The 20,469-nt window shown below is 67.7% G+C and carries 22 protein-coding genes; 17 read left to right on the plus strand and 5 right to left on the minus strand.

The features are described from left to right. Nucleotides 1-5: 5 nt before the first annotated feature. The 4 genes from J2S76_RS09680 to J2S76_RS09695 are packed head-to-tail and all read left to right on the plus strand — an operon-like array spanning nt 6 to nt 2,471. On the plus strand, nt 6-455 hold the full coding sequence (locus J2S76_RS09680) for a DUF3429 domain-containing protein (protein WP_307059886.1): 450 nt from the start codon (nt 6-8) through the stop codon (nt 453-455). Next, the gene (locus J2S76_RS09685; protein WP_307059888.1) at nt 452-1,432 is read left to right on the plus strand and encodes an NAD(P)/FAD-dependent oxidoreductase; all 981 of its coding nucleotides are present in this window, start codon (nt 452-454) and stop codon (nt 1,430-1,432) included. Before J2S76_RS09680 ends, J2S76_RS09685 begins: the two co-directional genes overlap by 4 nt. Continuing rightward, the gene (locus J2S76_RS09690) at nt 1,429-1,791 is read left to right on the plus strand and encodes a thiol-disulfide oxidoreductase DCC family protein (RefSeq protein ID WP_307059889.1); all 363 of its coding nucleotides are present in this window, start codon (nt 1,429-1,431) and stop codon (nt 1,789-1,791) included. Before J2S76_RS09685 ends, J2S76_RS09690 begins: the two co-directional genes overlap by 4 nt. Continuing rightward, on the plus strand, nt 1,788-2,471 hold the full coding sequence (locus J2S76_RS09695; protein ID WP_307059892.1) for an SDR family NAD(P)-dependent oxidoreductase: 684 nt from the start codon (nt 1,788-1,790) through the stop codon (nt 2,469-2,471). The genes J2S76_RS09690 and J2S76_RS09695 overlap by 4 nt, the downstream gene beginning before the upstream one ends. A gap of 54 nt (nt 2,472-2,525) precedes the next feature. Here J2S76_RS09695 and J2S76_RS09700 read toward each other — a convergent pair whose 3' ends face one another. The 3 genes from J2S76_RS09700 to J2S76_RS09710 are packed head-to-tail and all read right to left on the minus strand — an operon-like array spanning nt 2,526 to nt 4,424. Further along, on the minus strand, nt 2,526-3,350 hold the full coding sequence (locus tag J2S76_RS09700; protein WP_307059894.1) for an FAD binding domain-containing protein: 825 nt from the start codon (nt 3,348-3,350) through the stop codon (nt 2,526-2,528). A 9-nt stretch (nt 3,351-3,359) separates the two neighbouring features. Then, the gene (locus J2S76_RS09705) at nt 3,360-3,893 is read right to left on the minus strand and encodes a (2Fe-2S)-binding protein (RefSeq protein ID WP_307059896.1); all 534 of its coding nucleotides are present in this window, start codon (nt 3,891-3,893) and stop codon (nt 3,360-3,362) included. Nucleotides 3,894-3,938: 45 nt separating this feature from the next. Next, nucleotides 3,939-4,424: an SRPBCC family protein gene (locus J2S76_RS09710; protein WP_307059898.1), complete on the minus strand. Its 486-nt coding sequence runs from the start codon at nt 4,422-4,424 to the stop codon at nt 3,939-3,941. Nucleotides 4,425-4,858: 434 nt separating this feature from the next. On the opposite strand from J2S76_RS09710, the gene J2S76_RS09715 reads away from it, so the two are divergent. From J2S76_RS09715 to J2S76_RS09760, 10 genes are all read left to right on the plus strand, one after another. Beyond that, complete coding sequence (locus J2S76_RS09715; protein WP_307059899.1) at nt 4,859-6,082, plus strand: amino acid ABC transporter substrate-binding protein; 1,224 nt, start codon at nt 4,859-4,861, stop codon at nt 6,080-6,082. A 117-nt stretch (nt 6,083-6,199) separates the two neighbouring features. Further along, nucleotides 6,200-7,063 carry a branched-chain amino acid ABC transporter permease gene (locus tag J2S76_RS09720; RefSeq protein WP_307059901.1) on the plus strand — a complete coding sequence of 288 codons (864 nt, stop codon included), beginning with the start codon at nt 6,200-6,202 and terminating at the stop codon, nt 7,061-7,063. Next, entirely contained in the window at nt 7,060-8,007 is a 948-nt protein-coding gene (locus tag J2S76_RS09725) for a branched-chain amino acid ABC transporter permease (RefSeq protein WP_307059903.1), read from the plus strand. Before J2S76_RS09720 ends, J2S76_RS09725 begins: the two co-directional genes overlap by 4 nt. Beyond that, the gene (locus J2S76_RS09730; RefSeq protein ID WP_307059906.1) at nt 8,004-8,762 is read left to right on the plus strand and encodes an ABC transporter ATP-binding protein; all 759 of its coding nucleotides are present in this window, start codon (nt 8,004-8,006) and stop codon (nt 8,760-8,762) included. The genes J2S76_RS09725 and J2S76_RS09730 overlap by 4 nt, the downstream gene beginning before the upstream one ends. Beyond that, entirely contained in the window at nt 8,755-9,471 is a 717-nt protein-coding gene (locus tag J2S76_RS09735; RefSeq protein WP_307059908.1) for an ABC transporter ATP-binding protein, read from the plus strand. The genes J2S76_RS09730 and J2S76_RS09735 overlap by 8 nt, the downstream gene beginning before the upstream one ends. A gap of 100 nt (nt 9,472-9,571) precedes the next feature. Further along, nucleotides 9,572-11,068: a pyridoxal-phosphate dependent enzyme gene (locus J2S76_RS09740; protein WP_307059910.1), complete on the plus strand. Its 1,497-nt coding sequence runs from the start codon at nt 9,572-9,574 to the stop codon at nt 11,066-11,068. Nucleotides 11,069-11,077: 9 nt separating this feature from the next. Beyond that, on the plus strand, nt 11,078-12,034 hold the full coding sequence (locus J2S76_RS09745; RefSeq protein ID WP_307059912.1) for a CoA transferase subunit A: 957 nt from the start codon (nt 11,078-11,080) through the stop codon (nt 12,032-12,034). Continuing rightward, nucleotides 12,024-12,821, plus strand: a complete 798-nt coding sequence (locus J2S76_RS09750) for a CoA-transferase subunit beta (protein WP_307059914.1) — start codon at nt 12,024-12,026, stop codon at nt 12,819-12,821. The genes J2S76_RS09745 and J2S76_RS09750 overlap by 11 nt, the downstream gene beginning before the upstream one ends. 137 nt (nt 12,822-12,958) lie before the next feature. Beyond that, nucleotides 12,959-13,903: an LLM class flavin-dependent oxidoreductase gene (locus J2S76_RS09755; protein ID WP_307059916.1), complete on the plus strand. Its 945-nt coding sequence runs from the start codon at nt 12,959-12,961 to the stop codon at nt 13,901-13,903. 126 nt (nt 13,904-14,029) lie between these two features. Next, entirely contained in the window at nt 14,030-14,407 is a 378-nt protein-coding gene (locus tag J2S76_RS09760; protein WP_307060214.1) for a hypothetical protein, read from the plus strand. A gap of 25 nt (nt 14,408-14,432) precedes the next feature. Here J2S76_RS09760 and cofH read toward each other — a convergent pair whose 3' ends face one another. Next, nucleotides 14,433-16,847: a 5-amino-6-(D-ribitylamino)uracil--L-tyrosine 4-hydroxyphenyl transferase CofH gene (cofH, locus tag J2S76_RS09765; protein WP_307059918.1), complete on the minus strand. Its 2,415-nt coding sequence runs from the start codon at nt 16,845-16,847 to the stop codon at nt 14,433-14,435. Nucleotides 16,848-16,878: 31 nt separating this feature from the next. Next, nucleotides 16,879-17,649: a LamB/YcsF family protein gene (locus J2S76_RS09770; RefSeq protein ID WP_307060217.1), complete on the minus strand. Its 771-nt coding sequence runs from the start codon at nt 17,647-17,649 to the stop codon at nt 16,879-16,881. 138 nt (nt 17,650-17,787) lie between these two features. Between J2S76_RS09770 and pxpB the strand changes: the two genes are divergently transcribed. The 3 genes from pxpB (at nt 17,788) to J2S76_RS09785 (ending at nt 20,446) form a co-directional block, all read left to right on the plus strand. Then, nucleotides 17,788-18,549 (plus strand): 5-oxoprolinase subunit PxpB, encoded by a 762-nt coding sequence (pxpB, locus tag J2S76_RS09775; protein WP_307059920.1) that lies wholly within the window; start codon nt 17,788-17,790, stop codon nt 18,547-18,549. Continuing rightward, a complete protein-coding gene (locus tag J2S76_RS09780; protein WP_307059922.1) occupies nt 18,546-19,586 on the plus strand; it encodes a 5-oxoprolinase subunit C family protein in 1,041 nt (346 codons plus the stop codon). Before pxpB ends, J2S76_RS09780 begins: the two co-directional genes overlap by 4 nt. A 107-nt stretch (nt 19,587-19,693) precedes the next feature. After that, nucleotides 19,694-20,446: a GntR family transcriptional regulator gene (locus J2S76_RS09785; protein ID WP_018389522.1), complete on the plus strand. Its 753-nt coding sequence runs from the start codon at nt 19,694-19,696 to the stop codon at nt 20,444-20,446. The last annotated feature ends 23 nt before the right edge of the window (nt 20,447-20,469 follow it).

Below are 20,469 nucleotides of genomic sequence, written 5' to 3' on the forward strand. Positions count from 1 at the left end.
GCGGCATGAGGTCGGCTCCTGCTTCTTCCCCCCGTGCGCCCAATGTCCGTGTCACCGCTTGGCTGCTCGCCTCGGCTGGAACGCTGCCATTCCTTGCTGCCATCGCCGATGCAGCTGTCCTCGGCGCCGGCCGGGTGGGCACGGTGCAGATCTATGGGGCGCTGATCGCCTCCTTCGTCTGCGGCATGCACTGGGCGGCGGCGCTGTTTGCGCCCCAAACCCTGGCTGTCCGGCTCTTCGTGCTCAGCAACGTCGCCGCGCTGCTCGCCTGGCTGGCGGCGCTGCTGGCGCCGCAGCCCGGCTTCCTCATTCTCGCCGCTATTTTCGTAGCGCTGCTCGGCGTCGACCAGCATCTGCGCGTTCGCGGGCTGTGGCCCGATTGGTTCTGGAAGCTGCGTGTCGCCATCAGCGCGGTGGTGGTGAGCGCCTGTGTGTGGATCGGGCTTACCGCATGAAACGCATCGCCATCATTGGTGCCGGCCTCTCCGGACTGACGCTCGCCCACGCGCTGAAGGGGCGGGCGGAGATCACCGTGTTCGAGAAGGCGCGCGGCCCTGGCGGGCGCACCGCCACCCGACGCGAGGGGGCCTATCGGTTCGATCACGGCGCCCCCTGCTTCACCGCGCGCACGCCGGCCTTCATGGCCTGGCTCGCGCCCCTGCTGGCGGCAGGCGTGGTGGCCGAGTGGCCGGGAGCGGTCAGCAATCTGCAGGGCGGCCGCGTTGCGGGCATCCGTCATCGCGTCGAACGCCTCCTCGTCGGCGTGCCCGGCATGAACGCCCTCGCGGCCCATCTTGCCGGATCCGTCAAGCTGCAGGTCGGCATTGATGTTGCGCCGCTCGCGGCCGGGGCGGGACCTCACCCTCTCGCAAGCGGGAGCGGCGAGGCACTGGGTACGTTCGATCTCGTGATCTCGACCGCGCCGGCGGAGCAGAGCCGAGCCCTGTTCGGCGCGGTGGCGGGCGGCGAGGCCTTTCCAGACGTCAGGATGAAGCCCCGCCACGCCCTGATGGTGGCGCTCGACAAGCCCTGGTACCAGGGCTGGATCGCCGCGCGGGTGATGGACGGGCCGCTTCGCTGGATCACCGTCGACAGCTCCAAGCCCGGGCGGGCCACGGAAACCACCAGCCTCGTCGTTCAGACCCGCAGTCGGTGGTCTCGCCTGCATTGCGACACGCCGGCGGAACTGCTGGCACCGACGCTGCTGCACGCGCTGACAGCGGCGCTGCCCTTTGACCTTCCGGCTCCAGCCCTGGCGAAGGCGCACCGCTGGCGCTCGGCGCTGGTCGAGCAAGGCGACAGGCCCGGTCCGTGGATCTCACCGGACGGCACCTTGGCCGCTACGGGCGACTGGGCCGGCACGAGCCGGATCGAAGAGGTGTGCCTGGCCGCGCTCGACCTCGCCGAGCGTCTCAAAAAAGACCTGCCATGAGCGCGGTAACGGTCTGGTACGATTCGCAATGCCCGCTGTGCCGGCGCGAGATCGCCCTGATGCAGCGCCTCGACCATCGCGGGCGGATCGCCTTTGTCGATCTCGAATTGGCGGACGCCTGCCCGGTCGACCGCGGCGCCATGCTGGCGCGCCTGCACGCCACCGAGGACGGATGCCTGCTGACCGGCGCGGCGGCCTTCGCCGCGATGTGGCGGCAAATTCCGCTGCTCCGCCCGCTGGGTCTTGCGGCGCGCAACCGTCATGTCCTTGCGCTGCTGGAGCAGGCTTATCGGGGGTTTCTTCGGCTGCGGCCGCGGCTGCAGAGCTTCGCACGGCGCTTTGAGGAGACGCGCCGGTGAGGCTCGCCGTCATTATCGGGTCGAGCGGCGGCATAGGGGCGGCGCTGCATGAGGCGCTTTCGGAAAGCGGCGGCTTCGACGAGGTGATCGGCCTGTCGCGCCGGTCCGCCCCCCGGCTTGACCTGCTCGAGGAGGAAACCGTGGCGCAGGCGGCCCGCCATGTGGCGGGAAGGGGAACGCCGCATCTGGTGCTGGACGCCACCGGGCTGCTGTCCGATGCGACGTTGCAGCCGGAGAAGGCGCTGCGGGCGATCGACCCGGCGGCGATGGCACGCGCCTTCGCCATCAACGCCATCGGGCCGGCGCTGCTGATGAAGCACTTCCTGCCCCTCCTGCCGCGCGCCGCGCCCGCCGTCTTCGCGACACTGTCGGCCAAGGTCGGCAGCATCGGGGATAACCGGCTGGGCGGCTGGTACAGCTACCGCGCCTCGAAGGCCGCGCTCAACCAGCTGGTGCGGTGCGCCGCGATCGAGCTGAAGCGCACCCATGGCGCGGCTGTGTGTGTCGCCGTGCACCCGGGCACGGTGTCGACGCCGCTGTCCCGCCCCTTCGCCAAGGTGGGGCTGGAGCCGCTTTCCCCCGCCGAAGCGGCGCGCGACCTGCTGGCCGGCCTGACGAAGCTGGGCCCGGCCGACAGCGGCGGCTTCTTCGACCGTCACGGCAACCCGCTGCCATTCTGATAGGTCGGCGGCGGCCCGCGCAACCGGCACCGGTGTACAAAGCGGCGGTTCTGATCAGGCGCCAGCTGTCATCAGTCGCGCCACGGCGCGACGGGCCATCGCGCCGGCGAGGTGGGCGCGATAGGCGCCGCTGCCATGGATGTCCTCGATCATCTCGTCCGCCGACAGGACGAGACCCGCCAGCGCCGTGGGCGAGAAGTGAGCGGCAAGCGCAGCCTCCGCCTCGCTCCAGCGAAAGACGCCGCCCTGCCCGGCCCCGGTGACAGCGACCCGCACTGGGCTTTCGCCGCTCAACGCTTCGCCCCGCCAGATGAAGACGCCCGCCATGGCATAACGCGAGGCGGGGTTGCGGAATTTCTCATAGGCCCCCTCCCCGCCCAGCGGGAACAAAACCTTGACCACGATCTCGTCCGGCTCCAGCGCGGTCTCGAACAGGCCGGTGAAAAAATCGGCAGCCGGGATTTCCCGCCGATCGGTAACGATGGTGGCGTCAAGCGCGAGGCACGCGGCGGGATAGTCGGCGGACGGGTCGTTATTGGCGATCGCGCCGCCCAGCGTGCCGCGATTGCGCACAGCGGGATCGCCGATCAGCCCGGCGAGCGCCGCCAGCGCCGGCAGGCTCTCGCGCACCAGCGGCGAGGCTTCGACGTCGGCATGGCGGGCCATGGCGCCGAGGACCAGCCGGCCGTCCTCGCGTGCAATGGCGCGCAGGGCCGGCAGGGCGCCGAGGTCGACCAGATCGCTCGGGGCGGCCAGCCGCTGCTTCAGCGTGGCGATCAGCGTCTGGCCACCAGCGAGCGGCTTGGCCTCCTCCCGCGCCTGCAGCAGGGCGACAGCCTCCGCGAGGGTGTCCGGGCGGTGATATGTGAAGGCGAACATGACGCTCTCCTATTCCTGCCCACCGGCAGGCCCACCCATGGCGCGCGCGCCGGCAATGATGGCCTTGACGATGTTGTGGTAGCCAGTGCAGCGGCAGATATTCCCCTCCAGCTCGGCCCGCACGGTCGCCTCGTCCAGAACGGGACCGTGGCGACGCACCATGTCCATGGCGGCGAGGATCATCCCCGGCGTGCAGAAGCCGCATTGCAACCCATGATGCTCGCGAAAGGCCTCCTGCATCGGGTGCAGCGTCTCCCCCGTGGCCACCCCCTCGATCGTCCGCACGTCGCATCCTTCCACCTGCACAACGAGCACGGCGCAGGCTTTGACCGCCACGCCATCGACATGCACGGTGCAGGCGCCGCATTGGCTGGTGTCGCAGCCGACATGCGTGCCGGTGAGCCGCAATTCGTCGCGCAGCAGCTGCACCAGCAGCATCCGCACATCCACCGTGACGGAAACGGCGGTGCCGTTCACGGTCAGCGAAAGGAGGCGTGGCGGGGGGGCCGCCAGCATGGTGTCGTCGAGCGGGCTGGGCTGCATCGCACTACTCCCGCGTTCCGGAGGGGGGTGCGGCTCGGGGCGTGATCACGGCGCGGCCTCGCTCGGCAGGGCCGGTGCGGGGATCGGCGGCGGGGCGACGATCTCCGCGAAGGCACTGAAGAATTCGCCCGCCAGCTTGCGGGAGGTGCTGTCGATCAGCCGGGCGCCCAGCTGGGCGATCTTACCGCCGACCATGGCCTGGGCCGAGTAGTTCAGGAGCGTGGCACCGTCCGCCTCCGGCTCCAGCCAGACATCGGCGCCCCCCTTGGCAAAGCCGGCGACGCCGCCCTGCCCCTCGCCCGTGATGCGGTAGCGGTGGGGCGGATCGAAGTCGGACAGTGTCACCGCACCGGAAAAGCTGGCCTTCACCGGCCCGATCTTGAGCGTGACCCGCGCGGTGAAGGCGGTGGCAGAGGCCTGCACCAGCTCCTGGCAGCCGGGAATGCACTGGCGAAGGATGTCAGGATCGTTGAGAGCCTGCCACACCGCCTCGCGGGGAGCCTCGATGCGCTGCGCGCCGGTCAGTTCCATGTGCCACCTGCCTCAAAAGCCACGCGCCGGCGTTGAAAACGCCGGGTGTGAAAATCACGCTCATTCGCCTCGCCCCGCCTGACCGCGGGCGGCGATGGGGACGCCGGGCACGCAGCGTCCTGGCAGAGCTAGCAACGCCCATGCCAAACGGTTTCCCCACCCGCCGATGTGCCCCGCATGGCAAGGGCGTTGCCGGCCGGAGCGGGACGAAGGGCGCGAATGCCACCTTGTTCACCGCCGGCTGCCCAAAATTAACGCAGCCATCAACACCGTTAAATATTGAGCAAATCCCCCTGATTGGTATGGTTACATAGCACACCAGACCATCCGGCACCGGCGCTGACCCGCCCGTCGTCGGAGGCGCGCGACACGAAGGCCCCGCCGGGCAGGGGCCGCAGCGACCCTTTGGCATTTCCAGCACAGGAAAAAATCGCATGTTCGCACAGGGTATCCTTCGTTCCGCACGCGCCGGCCTGCTGGCAGGCGGCGTCGCCACCGGCCTGCTTGCCGCCGCGCTGACGTCCCCCGCTTTGGCGCAGGAGACGATCAAAATCGGCGCCCCGCTCGCCCTCACTGGCGGCCTGGCCGACGAAGGCCACAAGCAGGACGTCGTCTGGAAGATGTGGGTTGAGAAGATCAACGCCGCCGGCGGCATCCAGGTGGGCGACAAGAAGCTCAAGGTCGAGCTGATCGAATATGACTACCAGTCGGAAGGACAGCGGGCCTCCCAGCTCGCCGAGAAGCTGATCAATGACGACAAGGTGCAGTTCCTGTTCTCGCCCTTCGGCTCGGGCCACACCAAGATCGTCGCTGGTGTCGGCGAGCGTTACCAGGTGCCGACCATCGCCTGTGTCGCCTCCTCCGAGAGCGTCTATGACCAGACGCTGAAATATCTGTTCGGCACGCTTTCTCCCAATGGCGGCATGACCACCGCCATGGTGAAGTTCTTCAAGGAGAAGTTCCCGAAAACCAAGTCGATCGCCGTGCTCGGCCGCGACGACGTGTTCCCAAAATCCATGGCCGAAGGCATCGCCAAGGCGGCCGAGGCCGGCGGGCTGACCATCGCCTACAAGGAACTCTATCCGGTCGGCACCATGGACCACGCGGCCGCGCTCTCCTCGATCAAGGCCGCCAAACCGGACTGGATCTACATCACCGGCTACACTCAGGACCTGATCCTCGCCCGCAAGCAGATGCAGGATCTCGGCGTCACCGCGCCGATCGTCACCATGGTGACAGGCCCTTCCTACAAGGAGTTCACCGACGGCCTCGGCCCGCTGGCCAATGGCATCTCCTCGTCGAGCTGGTGGCATCACCTCACCAGCTATGAGGGCCAGGGCATGTGGCCGACCACCGCCGCCTTCTATGAGGATTTCAAGGCCCGCACCAAGGGCGACCCGGACTATGTGCACGGCTCCTGCGCGGCGGCGGGCGAGGTCATCGTCGACGCGCTCGCCCGCGCCGGCTCGCTCGACAAGGCCAAGGTGCGCGACGCCATCGCCGCGACCGACATCCAGACCTTCTACGGCCCGATCAAGTTCGGCCCCAACGGCATGAACCTCTCGCGCGAACTGCCGATCATCCAGGTGCAGGACCAGGCCATCAAGGTGCTCGCTCCCGCCGCGATCAAGAACGCCGACATGATCGCCATGCCCTGACCGGGGCGCCTTCCGAGCGCGCGCCGGCCCCTCCGGCGCGCGTCCTCTCCAGTCGTGCGGGCGTCCCACAGGCAGCGGCGTCGGACCAGCGACAGGGCGACAGCGGTTAAGAGTGACATGGCGATCTACCTGCAAATCCTCTCCAACGGCCTGATGCTCGGCGCGCTTTATGCCTGCCTGGCGGTCGGGTTCTCGCTGGTCTGGGGCGTGTTGAACGTCATCAACATGCTCCACGGCTCGTTCATCATCCTTGGTGGCTATCTCACCTTCTTCGCCTGGCATCTCTACGGCATCCATCCCGTGGTGATGCTCCCCCTCGTCGCGGCGCTGATGTTCGCGCTCGGCTTCGCGCTGCAGAAGCTGGTGATCAACCGCGTGGTGAGCGCCCCCGTTCTCACCACGCTGACGCTGACCTTCGGCCTCGACATGATCCTCTACAACGCGATGACCTACTGGTTCACCGCGACCCCGCGCCGGATCACGCTCGATCTCGGCGCGGTGCATCTGGGCTCCATCGTGCTGCCGGTGGACCGGCTCGTCGGCACCGGCCTCGCCTTGGCGATGACGCTGTTGCTCTATGCGGTGATGCGCGGCTCCTCCATCGGCCGGGCGATCGTCGCGGTGCGGATGGACCGTTCCGCCGCCGAGCTGATGGGCATCCGCACCGACCGCATCTACGCCATCACCTTCGGCATTGGCGCGCTGATGGCGGGCGTGGCCGGAGTGGTCTTCGCCACCGTGTTTCCCATCACCACCAACGTCACCGGCATCTGGCTCGGCAAGGCCTTCGTCGTCTGCGTGGTGGGCGGGCTCGGCTCGGTGCCGGGTGCGCTGGTCGGCGGGCTGGTGCTGGGGCTGGTGGAGAGTTTCGCCGGCCACTGGTTCGGGCCGCAGCAGGCGATCACCGCCGGCTTCGTGCTGATGCTGGTGCTGCTGCTCACCCGGCCAACCGGCCTCGTCGGCGTCAGGGGGTACGAATGAAATCCGGCTTTCCGCTTTACGCGGCCATGATCGCCGGCCTGCTGGTCCTCGCCACCACGCCGCTCTATGCCGATAATTACGTGGTCCGCACCGCTGCCATCGTCGCGATGTATGGCGCGCTGGCCACCTCGTGGAACTTCATCGGCGGCTTCACCGGCTACCCCTCCTTCTCCACCGCCGCCTTCTTCGGCCTCGGCGCCTATGTCGGGGCGATCTGTCAGCGCCACGGCATCCCCATGGGCCTCGCCTGGGCGATCGCCACCGTGGTGGTCGCCGCCTTCGCCGCGCTGCTCGGCGGTATCATTCTGCGGCTGCGCGGGCACTATTTCGCCATCGGCTCCATCGCCGTGGTGGAGCTGTGCCGCCTGGTGGTTTCCTCCTGGTCGAGCCTCACCGGCGGCGGCGACGGGCTGAACCTGCCGCTGATGGCCTGGCCGCCGGAGGAGCTGATGCGCTTCTTCCTGTTCGTGATGCTGGGCATTCTCCTCGCCAGTCTCGTCGCCACAATAATTGTCGACCGTTCGCGGCTCGGCTTCGGGCTGCGCTGCATCCACCAGAACGAGGATGCCGCCGCCATGGTCGGCATCAACACCACCGCCTACAAGATCGCCGCCTACACGCTCTCCGCCATGTTCTGCGCCACCGCGGGCGCCGCCTATGCCTCATGGACCGGCTATATCGACCCGACCGATTCTTTCCAGATCGTGATGACGGTGAAGGTCGTCGTCATGGCACTGCTTGGCGGCGCCGGCACCATTCTCGGCCCCACGCTGGGTGCGGCCGCCTTCGTGCTGCTGGAAGAGCTGTTCTGGGCGAACTTCCTAGACTGGAACCGCGCCATCCTCGGCGTCGTCATCGTGCTGCTGATCTTCTTCCTGCCGGGCGGGCTGCTGAGCCTCGGCATGCGACGGCTGCGGGCGGCCAAGGTGGGGGGCGGCCAATGATCGAGCCGATTCTGCGCCTCGACGGCGTGTCCAAGCAGTTTGGCGGGCTCGCCGCCCTCTCCGACGTGTCGTTTTCGCTGAGCGAAGGCGAGGTCGTCGGCCTCATCGGGCCGAACGGGGCGGGCAAGACCACGCTGGTCAATGTCGTCACCGGAAACCTGCGCCGCTCCTCCGGCCGCATCCTGTTCAAGAGCGAGGATGTCGGGCTGCAGAAGCCCTATCAGGCCGCCCGGCGCGGGCTGGCCCGCACCTTCCAGATCGTCCAGCCCTTCCCGGCCATGACGGTGCTGGAGAATGTCACCGCCGGCGCGCTGTTCGGTGCCGGGGCCGGCTCGCTGGGGGATGCGCGCGACATGGCGATGCAAAGCCTCGAATTTGTCGGCCTCGACGGCCTGGCGGACCGGCCCGCCGCCAATCTCGCCTTGGCGGCACGCAAGCGGCTAGAGCTGGCCAAGAGCCTCGCCATGAACCCGCGCGTGCTGATGCTCGACGAGGTCAATGCCGGGCTGAACTCGTCCGAGATCGACGGGGCGCTGGCCCTCATCCGCAAGATCGCCGAGCGCGGCGTCACCGTGCTCATCATCGAGCACCTGATGAAGGTCGTGCTCTCGCTGTCGAAGCGACTGCTGGTGCTGCATCACGGCCAGCTCATCGCCGACGGGCCGAGCGCGGAGATCGTCGCCGACGAGCGCGTCATCGAAGCCTATCTCGGCGCCAAATTCGCCGCGCGCCTCAAGGAGCTCAACCATGGCTGAGCCACTGCTGGCGCTGGATGGCGTGACCTCCGGCTATGGCCAGATCCGGGTGCTGTGGGGCATGGACCTCGTGGTCCATTCCGGCGAGATCGTCGCCCTGGTCGGCTCCAACGGCGCCGGCAAGACCACGCTGCTGCGCACCATCTCCGGCCAGCTTGCCCCGCACGCGGGCACGATCCGCTTCAACGGCGCCTCCATCGAAGGTGCCAGGCCCGATGTGGTGCTCAGGGGCGGCCTTGCCCATGTCCCGGAAGGCCGCCGCCTGTTTCGGGGCCTCACCGTACGCGACAATCTGATGCTCGGCGCCTATCTGCGCACCGACCGGCAGGAGATCGCCCGCGACCTCGACTGGGTGTTCGACCTGTTCCCGATCCTACGCGATCGCCAGCGCCAGGACGCCACCACACTCTCGGGCGGCGAGCAGCAAATGTGCGCGGTGGGGCGCGGAATCATGTCGCGCCCGCGCCTCTTGATGATCGACGAACTCTCGCTCGGGCTTTCGCCCCGCATGGTGGAGCATTTGAGCGAGGCGCTGATCGCGCTGAACCGGGCCGGCCAGACGATCCTCCTCGTGGAGCAGGACGTGATGACCGCTTTCGAGCTCTCGCACCGGGCCTATATCGTCGAGAGTGGCCGCGTCACCCGCTCCGGAGTCTCGGCGGAACTGGCACGGGACCCGACCGTCAGCGAGGCTTACCTGTCGATTTAATCCCGGCGATATAAGAATAATTTGCATCAATGGTTCTATCATTAGTATCATCTGATTTCGTCGCGTCGCCGACCATCGCTCGCCGCCTCGCAGGACACGTATGAACCCGTTCGATCTGCCCTCCGCCGTCGCCGACGCCTCGACCTATCAGCGCACCGTCGCGCATCTGCGCGCGCGCGGCATTGTGTTGCCCCGCTTTTCCGAGCTGGCGGCGCCGGCGACAATGCCGGCTGGCGCGCGCGCCATGGCCGAGGCGGCCGACAGGCACGCCCCGGACGCGCGAAACCTGTTTGGCTTGCACTGGTTCAACGAGGCGGCAACGCTCGCCGGCCGCGCCGTGCCGGCGCATATCGAGCTGCCGAGTTCGATCACCGGCGTGCCGGCGCGGATTGTGGTGATGCTCGGCCGGCATTTTCCAATGATCCAGGCGCACAAGGTGCTGGCGGCCTATGCCTGCCTCGCGCCGCGCCTCGTCACCGGCACGTTCGACCCCACCCATCACCGCGCCGTGTGGCCTTCCACCGGCAATTACTGCCGGGGCGGCGTCGCCATCTCGCGCATTCTCGGTTGCCACGGCGTTGCAGTGCTGCCGGGCGGGATGAGCGCAGAACGTTTCAACTGGCTGGAGAAGTGGGTCACAGACCCCGCCGATATCGTGCGCACGCCGGGCACGGAATCGAACGTCAAGGAAATCTACGACGCCTGCGCGGTGATGGCGAAGGACGAGAGCAATTTCATCCTCAACCAGTTCTCGGAATTTCCGAACTACCTCGCCCATTACGCCGTCACCGGCGCGGCCGCCGGGGCACTATTCGAAGCGTTGAGCGCGGGTGCGCCGGGGCTGCGGCTGGCGGCCTTCGTCGCCGGTACCGGCTCGGCCGGCACGCTGGGGGCGGGCGACCACCTCAAGGAGACATATGGCGCCCGCATCGTCGCCATGGAGCCGGTGGAGTGCCCGACCCTGCTCTATAACGGCTTCGGCGAGCACAACATCCAGGGCATCGGCGACAAGCACGTCCCGCTCATCCACAACGTCACCAATACCGACATTGTCGCCGGCGTCTCAGATGCCGCCTCGGATGATCTCGCTTTGTTGTTCGGCACCCCGGCCGGGCGCGCCTATCTCACGGAGCGGCGCGGCGCGGACGCGGCGATGCTGGACGGGCTGGCCTCGCTCGGGCTTTCGGGCATCGGCAATGTGCTGGCCGCCATCAAGACCGCGCGCCGGCTCGACCTCGGCGCCGACGATGTCATCCTCACTATCGCCACCGACGGCGCCGCACTCTATGCTAGCGAGCGCGCCCAGCACCTCGCGCGCAAGGGCGGCAGCTTCGACCAGATAAGCGCCGGGGAGGCTTTCGGCCAGCATCTGCTTGGCGCGGGCGCCGACCATGTGCTCGAACTCGACCACCGCGACCGCCAGCGCGTGTTCAACCTCGGCTACTACACCTGGGTCGAGCAGCAGGGCATCAGCGTCGAGGATTTCGAACGGCGCCGGCACCAGAGCTTCTGGCGTGGGCTGCATGCCCATCTCGACATCTTCGACGAGCTGATCGTGCGCATGAACCGCGACATCGGCAATGCGCAGGCGACTTAGGAGCGACATGTGACGATCCCCTCCTATCTCGACCTGCGCAGCAAGACCCGCGCACGCGACCGCAGCCTCCGCGACAAGGTGATGTCGCTGGAAGAGGCGGCGGCACTGGTGGCGGATGGCGACAGCCTCGCCATAGGCGGCTGCACCGCTTCGCGCACGCCAATGGCGATGATCTGGGCGCTGATCCGGGCCGGCAGGCGCGACCTCGAAGTCTCGCGTTCCATCGTCTCCACCGAGGGCGACCTGCTCTACGCCTCGGGCGTCTCGCGCCACATCATCACCTCCTGGTTCAGCCAGGGCATCGTGTGGGGCGTGTCCAAGGTGATGCGCGCCTATACCGAGACCAAACGCGCCCGCTTCGAGGAATGGAGCCACATGGCGATGGGCCTGCGTTACCGCGCCGGGGCCATGGGCGTGCCCTTCATGCCGATGCGCTCCATGCTCGGTTCCGGCGTGCTGGACCGCGCCGAGGGCGCAAAGACGATGGAATGCCCCTTCACCGGCGAGACGCTGCTGCTGGTGCCGGCGCTGAACCCGGAAGTGGCGATCATCCATGTCCAGCGCTGCGACGCCTATGGCAACGCCCGGATCGACGGCCTTACCTTCATGGACATCGACATGGCGATGGCCGCCAACAAGGTGATCCTCACCACCGAGCGGATCGTTTCCAACGAACAGATCCGGCGACATCCGGACCAGACCAAGATCGGCTTCTTCACAGTGGATGCCGTGGTCGAGGTGCCGTTCGGCAGTGCGCCGCATGAATGCTACGGCCTCTACGAGCCGTTCTACAGCCACATGGACCTTTACGCGCAGATGACCTCGAAGGATCCGGACGCGGGGGCACAGGCCTATCTCGACCGCTTCTATCACGGGCCGAAGAACTGGGCCGACTATCTCAGTCGCATCGGCATGGCGGAACTGCTCGATGCCCAGCGCCGCGGGAGTGGCATCTATGACGACTGAACGCGCACGGGTCAGCCTCTCCGTCGCCCCGGTTTATACCGGGTCCGAGTTGCTCGCGGTGATGAGCGCGCGGCTGCTGAAGGACGGGCAGACCGTCTTCGCCGGTGTCGGCATTCCGCTGCTCGCGGCCATCCTAGCCCAGAAGACCCATGCGCCGGGCCTCACCATCCTGTTCGAGGGCGGGGTGATCGGGCCGTTCGTGGAGGCGGGCAAGCTGCCGCCCTCCACCAATGAGCAGCGCTGCTCGCGCCGCGCCAACATGCTGGTGTCGATCACCGAAGTGCTGCTGCTCTTGCAGCGCGGCTATGTCGATGTCGGCTTCATGGGCGGGGCACAGATCGACCGTTTCGGCAATCTGAATTCCTCCTTCATCGGCGATGCCGAGAATCCGAAGATCCGCCTGCCCGGCACTGGCGGGGGCAACGACATTGCCTCGCTGGCGGACATGATCGTCGCCATGAAGCATGAGAAGCGCCGCTTCGTGGAGAAGGTGGATTTCATCACCTCACCCGGCTTTCTCGACGGCGGCGACACGCGGGCCCAGGCCGGCCTGCCCGCCGGCGGCATGTTCCGCGTGGTGACCGATCTCGGCATTCTCGGCTTCGAGGCGGAAAGCCGCGCCATGACGGTGCTGGCGCTCCACCCTGGCGTCTCGGCGGACGACATCAAAGCCAATACCGGCTTCGATCTGCCGGTGCCGGACGATGTGGAGGTCACGCAAGCCCCGACCATGGACGAACTCGCCATCCTGCGCGAGCTCGATCCCGAACGGCTCTACACCGCCTGATGCTTTCTGCCTCCTCTCCCCGACCGGGAGAGATTTGGGGTGAGGGGTCTTCCTTTACTCCGCAATCGCCCACCCCCTCACCCGCCGCCGCGCGGCGACCTCTCCCCCACGGGGAGAGGTAACAAAGGTATCTCCCCATGACCGTTCCGGCCTTCGGCGTGGCGATGCGCAATTTCACCCGCTTCCCGGAGCTTCCCGATGCGGGGGCGCTGATCGATTATGGCGTGCGGATGGAGGAACTCGGCTTCGAGTCGCTCTGGGTCTGGGACCACATCCTGCTCGGCACCGATCCGCATTTCCCCATTCTCGATTCGCTCTCCCTGCTCACCGCCGTGGCCGCGCGCACCAAGACGATCAAGATCGGCACCGGCGTGCTGGTGCTACCCCTGCGCAACCCGGTCATCCTGGCCAAGCAGCTTTCCACCATCGACCTGATCTCGAATGGTCGCCTGATGCTCGGCGCGGCGGTGGGCTGGTACAAGCGCGAATTCGACGCCGTCGGCATTCCCTATGAGCGTCGCGGCAAGATCATGGACCGCAACCTCGACATTCTGAAGCGGCTGTGGACCGAGGATTCCGTCAGCGGCGAATGGGACGAGCTGAACCTGCGCAACGCGGTGATGTTCCCCAAGCCCGTGCAGAAGCCGCATCCGCCCATCCTCATCGGTGGCTATGTCGATGTGGTGCTCAAGCGCGCCGCCACGAGGGGCGACGGCTGGCTGACCTATTTCTACACCCCCGCCTCCTACACCGAAGCGTGGGGCAAGATCGCCGCCTATGCGCAAGAGGCCGGCCGCGACCCGGCTGATCTCTACAGCCTCAACCAGCTTCCGATCTATGTCGGCCCGCGCGAGGTCGGCATGGCGAAGATGCAGGAATGGCTGCACGCCGAATGGGACCTGTCCAAGGGCTCGCTGTCCAGCTTCGACAGTGCCATCGTCGGCACCCCGGCCGAATGCGCCGAGCAGATCGCCGCCCATATCGCCACCGGGGTGAAGAAGATCGTCTTCGTGCCGTGGCGCTATGAGAAGGAGCAGGTCGATCTGCTCGCCCATGAGGTGCTGCCGCTGCTGCGGAAGTGAGGGGCGAATCCGCAGGCCGGACGCAGGCGTTTACGACGAATCGAGGCGCCGCTCGACTCGCTTTCCCCTCCTGATACGGTGCGCCATCCGGGAATTGCTAACCGTTCAGGAGACGCTACCGTGAAGATGTCTGCGATCGCGGCACTGACGCTCATCGGCGTCACGACTGCCGCCTGCGTGACGGCAACCCAGCAGAAGGAGAACATGCTCTCCGCCGCCGGCTTCCAGATTCGCCTCGCCGATACACCGGCAAAGATCGCCTCGCTGCAGAGCCTGCCGCCGCATAAGTTCACCGTTCAGAACCAGAACGGCCAGCCGGTGTTTCTCTATGCCGACCCGACGGTGTGCGGCTGCATCTATTACGGCACGCAAGACAATTTCGCGGCCTATCAGCAGATGGTGTTCCAGCAGCAGCTCGCCAGTGAGCAGCAGATAACCGCGATGATGAACCAGCAGATGGCCTTCGACTACGGTCCGTGGGGCGGGCCCTTTATCCCTTACTGATCCCGCCCACGGCCTCGGGGGCCGCCTACCCCCGCAACGCCGCCAGGCTCCCCAGCTTCGCCCGCTTCCCGGTCGCCGGCTCGATCCGTGGGCTCAGCGGCTCGGCGGCGTAGGAGCGCTGCTTCTGCCGCGAGGAAGCATCGGCGTAGAGCGTGGTGCGCTGGCGGGCCAGCCGGCCGGCGGCGCTGATCGCGGCTTCCATCCGGTCAGGCGGAAACTCCTGCCCATGCGCGCCACCGGCAGCGCGGCTGATCGATTCATCCATCAGCGTGCCGCCAATGTCGTTGGCGCCCGCCTGCAGCGCCTCGACAAGGCCGCCCGCACCCAGCTTCACCCAGGAGGCCTGGATGTTCGGGATCAGCGGATGCAGTGCCAGCCGCCCCACCGCATGCATCAGCAGCGCCTCGCGCCGGCTTGGCCCCTGGCGGGTGCCACCCTTGAGGTAGAGAGGTGCCTCCATGTGCAGGAAGGGCAGCGGCACGAATTCGGTGATGCCGCCGGTCTCTCGCTGCAGATGGCGCAGCCGCAGCAGATGGCGCGCCCAGTGCCGATAGCCGTCGACATGGCCGAACATGATGGTCGAGGTGGTGTTGAGCCCGGCGCGATGGGCGTCGCGCACCGTCTCCAGCCATTCCTGCGTGGTCAGCTTGTCCGGGCAGATCAGCGCGCGGACCTCGTCGTCGAGAATTTCCGCCGCGGTGCCGGGAAGGCTGCCCAGCCCGGCCTCCTTCAGCCGCAGCAGGAATTCCGGCACGGGCAGGCCAAGCGTCGCCGCGCCGTGGCGCACTTCCAGCGCCGAGAAGGCGTGCACATGCATCGCCGGCACGGCTTCCTTCACCGCCCGCAGGATGGCGAGATAGGTCTCGCCGGAGAAATCCGGGTGGATGCCGCCCTGCATGCACACTTCGGTGGCGCCGCGCGCCCAGGCCTCCTGCGTGCGGCGCTGGATTTCGGCAAGGTCGAGCTCATAGGCCCGGCCGCGCAGATGCTGGTTCTGACGCCCCTTGGAGAAGGCGCAGAAGCCGCATTTGTAGGCGCAGACATTGGTGTAGTTGATGTTGCGGGTAACGACATAAGAGACCGTGTCGCCCACCGTCTCGCGGCGCAGCGCATCGGCGGCCTCGAAGACGCGGTGCGCCCGCTCCCCGCGTGCCTCGAACAGGCCGGCGATCTCCGCCTCAGCCAGTTCGCGCCCGGCGAAGGCACGGTCGAGCAGGGCATCGAGCGCGCTGTCCGGCCCGGCCAGCGCCGGTGCGGCTGGCCAGTCGACCACTTCTGCGCCATTGCCCGCCGTCCCGACCCGCCAGCCGCTTTCCTGGGCGAGGCCGGCCGCGTCGGCACGGCGCAGCACATGAGGGGCGACGCGAGCGTCGAGCCATGTCGCCCGCGCGGCGATATAGGCGGGATAGGTCGCGAGGCGGGGCGCGAGCACCTTGCCCGCGCGCGCCGTCGCGGCGCCCAGCATCGCCAGCGCCGGCCAGGGCGCCTCCGGGTTCACATGATCGGGCGTCACCGGCGACACACCGCCCCAATCATTGACGCCGGCGTCGATCAGCGCCTTCAGCCCCTCCGGCTGGAGATTGGGCGGGGCCTGGATCGAGACGCCGGGGCCGAGCATGAGCCGGGCCACGGCGACGGTCCACAGATGCTCCTCCAGCGAGGGCTCAGGCGCGCTTGCCATGCGGGTGCCGGGCTTGGCGCGGAAATTCTGGATGATGACTTCCTGCACATGGCCGTGCCGCTCATGCGACGCGCGGATAGCGAGCAGCGCCTCGATCCGTTCGCGGCGGGTCTCGCCGATGCCGATGAGCAGGCCGGTGGTGAAGGGCACGCGCGCCCGCCCCGCCGCTTCCAGCGTGGCGAGGCGGGCGGCCGGCAGCTTGTCCGGCGAGCCGAAATGCGGCCCGCCTCGGGCGGAGAGCCGCTCGGCGGTGGTCTCGATCATCATTCCCTGGGAGGCCGACACGTCGCGCAGGCTGGCGAGTTCCGCCTCGTCCATCACCCCGGCATTGAGGTGGGGCAGCAGCCCGGTCTCCTCCAGCACCAGCGCCGCCATGGCGCGCAGATAGGAGAGCGTGCTGGCATGGCCGAGCGCCGCCAGTTCTTCCCGCGCCACGCCATAGCGCCGCTCCGGCTTGTCGCCGAGCGTGAACAGCGCCTCGTCACAGCCCATCCGCGCGCCGGCGCGGGCGATCTCCAGCACCTCGTCGGGGGTCAGGAAGGCGGGCTGTCCCTTACGCGGCGGGTGGGCGAAGGTGCAGTAGTGGCAGACATCCCGGCAGAGCTGGGTGAGCGGGATGAACACCTTGCGCGAGACGGTGACGGTGCCGCCGAAGCCGGCATCGCGCAGCCGCGCCGCCCGCGCCATCAGCCCGGCGAGATCGGTGTCGTCCGACAGCGCGAGGGCGGCCTCCTCGTCGAGGCGCCCGTCCGCACGCATGATCGCCCCTCCCCGCGCGCCGACCACCGGCTCAGCCTGCCATCATCTCGGGCAGGGTAACGAGCTCGACCCCAGCCGCGCGCAACGCCTCGCAGCAGGCGGACGCCACCGCGATGGCGCTCGGCTCGTCGCCATGCACGCAGAGCGAATCGAATTTCGTCGGCATCTTCTTGCCGTTCACCGAAATGATCTCGCCATCCAGCACCATGCGAACCACCCGCTCCGAGGCGACTTTGGGGTCGCGGATCATCGAATCCGCATGAACCCGCGAGCGCAGATTGCCGTCATCCTCGTAGAGCCGGTCGATGAAGGCTTCACGCGACAGCGGCACGCCGAGATCGATCGCCGCCTTCTCCATCTCGGTGCCCGACAAAGCGAGGTAATAGAGCGAGGGATCGACCACCTTGATGGCGCGGGCGATGGCGCGCGCATATTCCTTGTCGACGGCGCACATGTTGTTGAGCGCGCCATGCGGCTTCACATGCGTCACCCTCACCCCGGCATAGGCCGCCATGCCGGCGAGCGCGCCGAGCTGATAGGCGACGAGATATTCGAGATCGTCGGCATTCATGCGGATCTGCCGCCGGCCGAAGCCCCAGATGTCGTTGAAGCCAGGATGGGCGCCGACGGACACGCCGTTCGCCTTGGCCTTGAGGCATACGTCGCGCATGACAGTGGCGTCGCCGGCATGCTGGCCGCAGGCGACATTGACGCTCTTGACGATCTTCAGGATCGCGTCGTCATTGCCGATGTCGTAATGGCCGTAGCCTTCGCCCATATCGGCGTTGATATTCATGCGCATCGCCACGACAAGCCTCCCGACACTCTAGGTCCTGTTGACATTAACACATTATATAATCATGCATTTCAAGTCGAAACATACTAACATTAGTATGATTGCCGGACAGCGGCAATGCGCGGGGTGGCGGCGGAGGCAGCGATGGCGGGCGGAGAGGCGATGACGGCCAAGCGGATCGACGCTCGGGCACGTTTTCTACCGGTGGGCGACACGGCCTTCACTGTGGAGTTCGGCGACCGCATTGATCCAGCGATCAACGCGCTGGTGCACCGCACCGCCGCCCTGCTGGCCGAGGCGCTGCCGGAGGGGCTGGTGGAAACGGTGCCGAGCTTCCGCTCGTTGCTGGTACATTACGATCCGCTCCGCACCAGCGCGCAGGCGCTGCAAGCCTTCATCGGCCCTCTGGAATTGGAGGACGATCCCCGACAGGCCCCATCGCGCATCTGGCGGATTCCGGTGCTCTATGGCGGCGAGGCGGGGCCGGACCTCGCAGAGGTCGCGGCTGCCACCGGCCTTGGCAAAGCGGAGGTGATCGCCCTCCATGCCGGAACGCTTTACCGGGTCTATGTGCAGGGCTTCCTGCCGGGATTCGCCTATCTCGGCGACCTGCCAGAAGCGCTCGACCTGCCACGCCGGACCAGCCCGCGCGTGCGGGTGCCGCCGGGCTCGGTGGCCATCGCCCAGCGTATGAGCGGGATCTACCCCGTTGAATCGCCGGGGGGCTGGCACCTCATCGGCCATACGCCGCTGCGCTTCTTCGATCCGGCACAGTCGCCGCCCACCCTGTTCGCGCCGGGTGATGGAGTGCGGTTTGTGCCGGTGGATGCGGACGCGCATGCCGCAATCGCCGAGGCTGTCGGTCAGGGCCGCTATAGCGTCGCCAAGGAGGAGGGGCCGGCATGAGCGCAAGCCTCAGGGTTCTCCAACCCGGCCCGCAAACGACCGTGCAGGATCTCGGACGCTACGGTTTCCAGGCCTATGGCGTGCCGGTCTGCGGCGCACTGGACGCAACCGCGCTGCGGCTTGCCAATGCGCTGGTCGGCAATGAGCCGGCACAGGCGGGACTGGAGATCCGCCTTGCCGGCCCGTCCTTCGAGGTCATCGGCGGACCGGCGCGGCTGGCGCTGGCAGGAGCGCTGGCGGGCATCGAGGTCACGCTCGGGGACGAGACGCGGCGCTACAGCGCCTGGCGCGCCATCGATGTGCCCGAGGGCGCTCGGGTGCGGGTGGGTGCGCTTGCGGGCTCCGGCTGCGCGGTACTGGCCTTCGCCGGCGGCGTCGACGTGCCGCCCGTGCTGGGCTCGCGCGCCACCGACCTGAAGGGCCGCTTTGGCGGACACGAAGGCCGCGCGCTGGCCGCCGGCGACAGGCTGCACCTTGGCAAGGGGGAGGCGCAGGGCCCCTGCCTCGAACTCGCCTCTCCGCCGCGCGCCTCCGGCGAGGTCACGTTACGCGCCGTGCCCGGCCCGCAGGCCGATGCCTTTACCGACGAGGCGGTGGCCGCCTTTTTCGCCACGCCCTATCGCATCTCGCGCGAGGCGGACCGCATGGGGATGCGGCTGGAAGGCCCGCCACTCGTGTTCCGGCACGGCGCCGATATCGTCTCCGACGGCATCGCCACCGGCGCGATCCAGGTGCCCGGCTCGGGCCTTCCCATCCTGCTGCTCGCCGACCATCAGACCATTGGCGGCTATGCCAAGATTGCCACCGTCATTTCCGCCGATCTGCCCCTCGCCGGCGGGCTCATGCCGGGGGCTCTCATTCGCTTCCGGGCGGTCACGGTTGCCGAGGGCGAAGAGGCCCGCCGCGCGCGGCAAGCGGAAATCGTCCGGCTGATCGCCTCGCTGGCGTCGGTACGCGAGGGCGCTCGCATCGACGAGGCGGCGCTCTACCAGGCGAATCTGATCTCGGGCGTTGTCACGGCGTTGGAAAGCAGCTAACCCGCCCGGCGAATAGGATTACATGATACCGAAGATAGAACGACGTCACCGATTCTGCCCTGACGACAGGCCGCCGCCCGAGGCGGCACGATCGGACCGATACGCCCATGCTCAAGGATTCTCCCGCCGCGACGGTTAATCCCGATTACCGCCGCAGCCCCGTGCCGCGCTATCTGCAGATCGCCGGCGTCATTCGCCGCCGCATCGAGGACGGCGTATGGGGCCCCAACGAGAAGATCTCGACGCTGCAGGAACTCGAAGCCGAGTTTCAGGTGGCGCGCGTCACCGTGCGCCAGGCGGTGGAAGTGCTGCAGGGCGAGGGGCTGGTGCGCCGGATCCAGGGCAAGGGCACCTTCGTCTCCGCCTCGGTCGAGGACAAGCGCTGGCTCAAGCTCGACCTGAAATGGCACTCGCTTGCCGGGACAATCGGCGCCAATATTCCGCGCTTCCTCCCCGTGGCGACGCCTCCCGCCCCGCCGACGATCCGGCCGGAAGACGGCACCCCGGCGGCGCGCTACCGCTACCTGGAAAGCGTGCAGTCCCGGCGCGGCCAGCCTTATTCCTTCGCCCGGGTGCATTTCGACGCCGCGCTGTATGAGCTCGCCCCTGCCCGGTTCGACCGAGAACCCACCATCGCCGTGGTGGCCTCGCTGGAGGGGCTGAAGGTGAAGCGCGCCCGGCAGTCCTTCATCGTCGGGACGGTGGAGCCCCGCGTGGCGAACCTGCTCGCCACCGGGATCGGCTTTCCCACCGTGGAGGCCCATCTGGTCATCACCGATGAGAACGATGTGGTGATCTATGTCGCCGATATCGTCTATCGCGGCGATTGCGTGCAGCTCGACATCGACCTGCTGGGCTGAATATCGATAGGCGAGTCGGCCCT

Origin of the sequence: Ancylobacter vacuolatus (assembly GCF_030813595.1) — a bacterium.
GTDB lineage: Bacteria > Pseudomonadota > Alphaproteobacteria > Rhizobiales > Xanthobacteraceae > Ancylobacter > Ancylobacter vacuolatus.

What these genes read in the sequence shown, in the direction of transcription:
- J2S76_RS09680 (WP_307059886.1), top strand. Translation starts at nt 6, where the DNA reads ATGAGGTCGGCTCCTGCTTCTTCCCCCCGTGCGCCCAATGTCCGTGTC.
- J2S76_RS09685 (WP_307059888.1), top strand. Translation starts at nt 452, where the DNA reads ATGAAACGCATCGCCATCATTGGTGCCGGCCTCTCCGGACTGACGCTC.
- J2S76_RS09690 (WP_307059889.1), top strand. Translation starts at nt 1,429, where the DNA reads ATGAGCGCGGTAACGGTCTGGTACGATTCGCAATGCCCGCTGTGCCGG.
- J2S76_RS09700 (WP_307059894.1), bottom strand. Translation starts at nt 3,350, where the DNA reads ATGTTCGCCTTCACATATCACCGCCCGGACACCCTCGCGGAGGCTGTC.
- J2S76_RS09705 (WP_307059896.1), bottom strand. Translation starts at nt 3,893, where the DNA reads ATGCAGCCCAGCCCGCTCGACGACACCATGCTGGCGGCCCCCCCGCCA.
- J2S76_RS09710 (WP_307059898.1), bottom strand. Translation starts at nt 4,424, where the DNA reads ATGGAACTGACCGGCGCGCAGCGCATCGAGGCTCCCCGCGAGGCGGTG.
- J2S76_RS09715 (WP_307059899.1), top strand. Translation starts at nt 4,859, where the DNA reads ATGTTCGCACAGGGTATCCTTCGTTCCGCACGCGCCGGCCTGCTGGCA.
- J2S76_RS09720 (WP_307059901.1), top strand. Translation starts at nt 6,200, where the DNA reads ATGGCGATCTACCTGCAAATCCTCTCCAACGGCCTGATGCTCGGCGCG.
- J2S76_RS09725 (WP_307059903.1), top strand. Translation starts at nt 7,060, where the DNA reads ATGAAATCCGGCTTTCCGCTTTACGCGGCCATGATCGCCGGCCTGCTG.
- J2S76_RS09730 (WP_307059906.1), top strand. Translation starts at nt 8,004, where the DNA reads ATGATCGAGCCGATTCTGCGCCTCGACGGCGTGTCCAAGCAGTTTGGC.
- J2S76_RS09735 (WP_307059908.1), top strand. Translation starts at nt 8,755, where the DNA reads ATGGCTGAGCCACTGCTGGCGCTGGATGGCGTGACCTCCGGCTATGGC.
- J2S76_RS09740 (WP_307059910.1), top strand. Translation starts at nt 9,572, where the DNA reads ATGAACCCGTTCGATCTGCCCTCCGCCGTCGCCGACGCCTCGACCTAT.
- J2S76_RS09750 (WP_307059914.1), top strand. Translation starts at nt 12,024, where the DNA reads ATGACGACTGAACGCGCACGGGTCAGCCTCTCCGTCGCCCCGGTTTAT.
- J2S76_RS09755 (WP_307059916.1), top strand. Translation starts at nt 12,959, where the DNA reads ATGACCGTTCCGGCCTTCGGCGTGGCGATGCGCAATTTCACCCGCTTC.
- J2S76_RS09760 (WP_307060214.1), top strand. Translation starts at nt 14,030, where the DNA reads ATGTCTGCGATCGCGGCACTGACGCTCATCGGCGTCACGACTGCCGCC.
- cofH (WP_307059918.1), bottom strand. Translation starts at nt 16,847, where the DNA reads ATGCGTGCGGACGGGCGCCTCGACGAGGAGGCCGCCCTCGCGCTGTCG.
- J2S76_RS09770 (WP_307060217.1), bottom strand. Translation starts at nt 17,649, where the DNA reads ATGCGCATGAATATCAACGCCGATATGGGCGAAGGCTACGGCCATTAC.
- pxpB (WP_307059920.1), top strand. Translation starts at nt 17,788, where the DNA reads ATGGCGGGCGGAGAGGCGATGACGGCCAAGCGGATCGACGCTCGGGCA.
- J2S76_RS09780 (WP_307059922.1), top strand. Translation starts at nt 18,546, where the DNA reads ATGAGCGCAAGCCTCAGGGTTCTCCAACCCGGCCCGCAAACGACCGTG.
- J2S76_RS09785 (WP_018389522.1), top strand. Translation starts at nt 19,694, where the DNA reads ATGCTCAAGGATTCTCCCGCCGCGACGGTTAATCCCGATTACCGCCGC.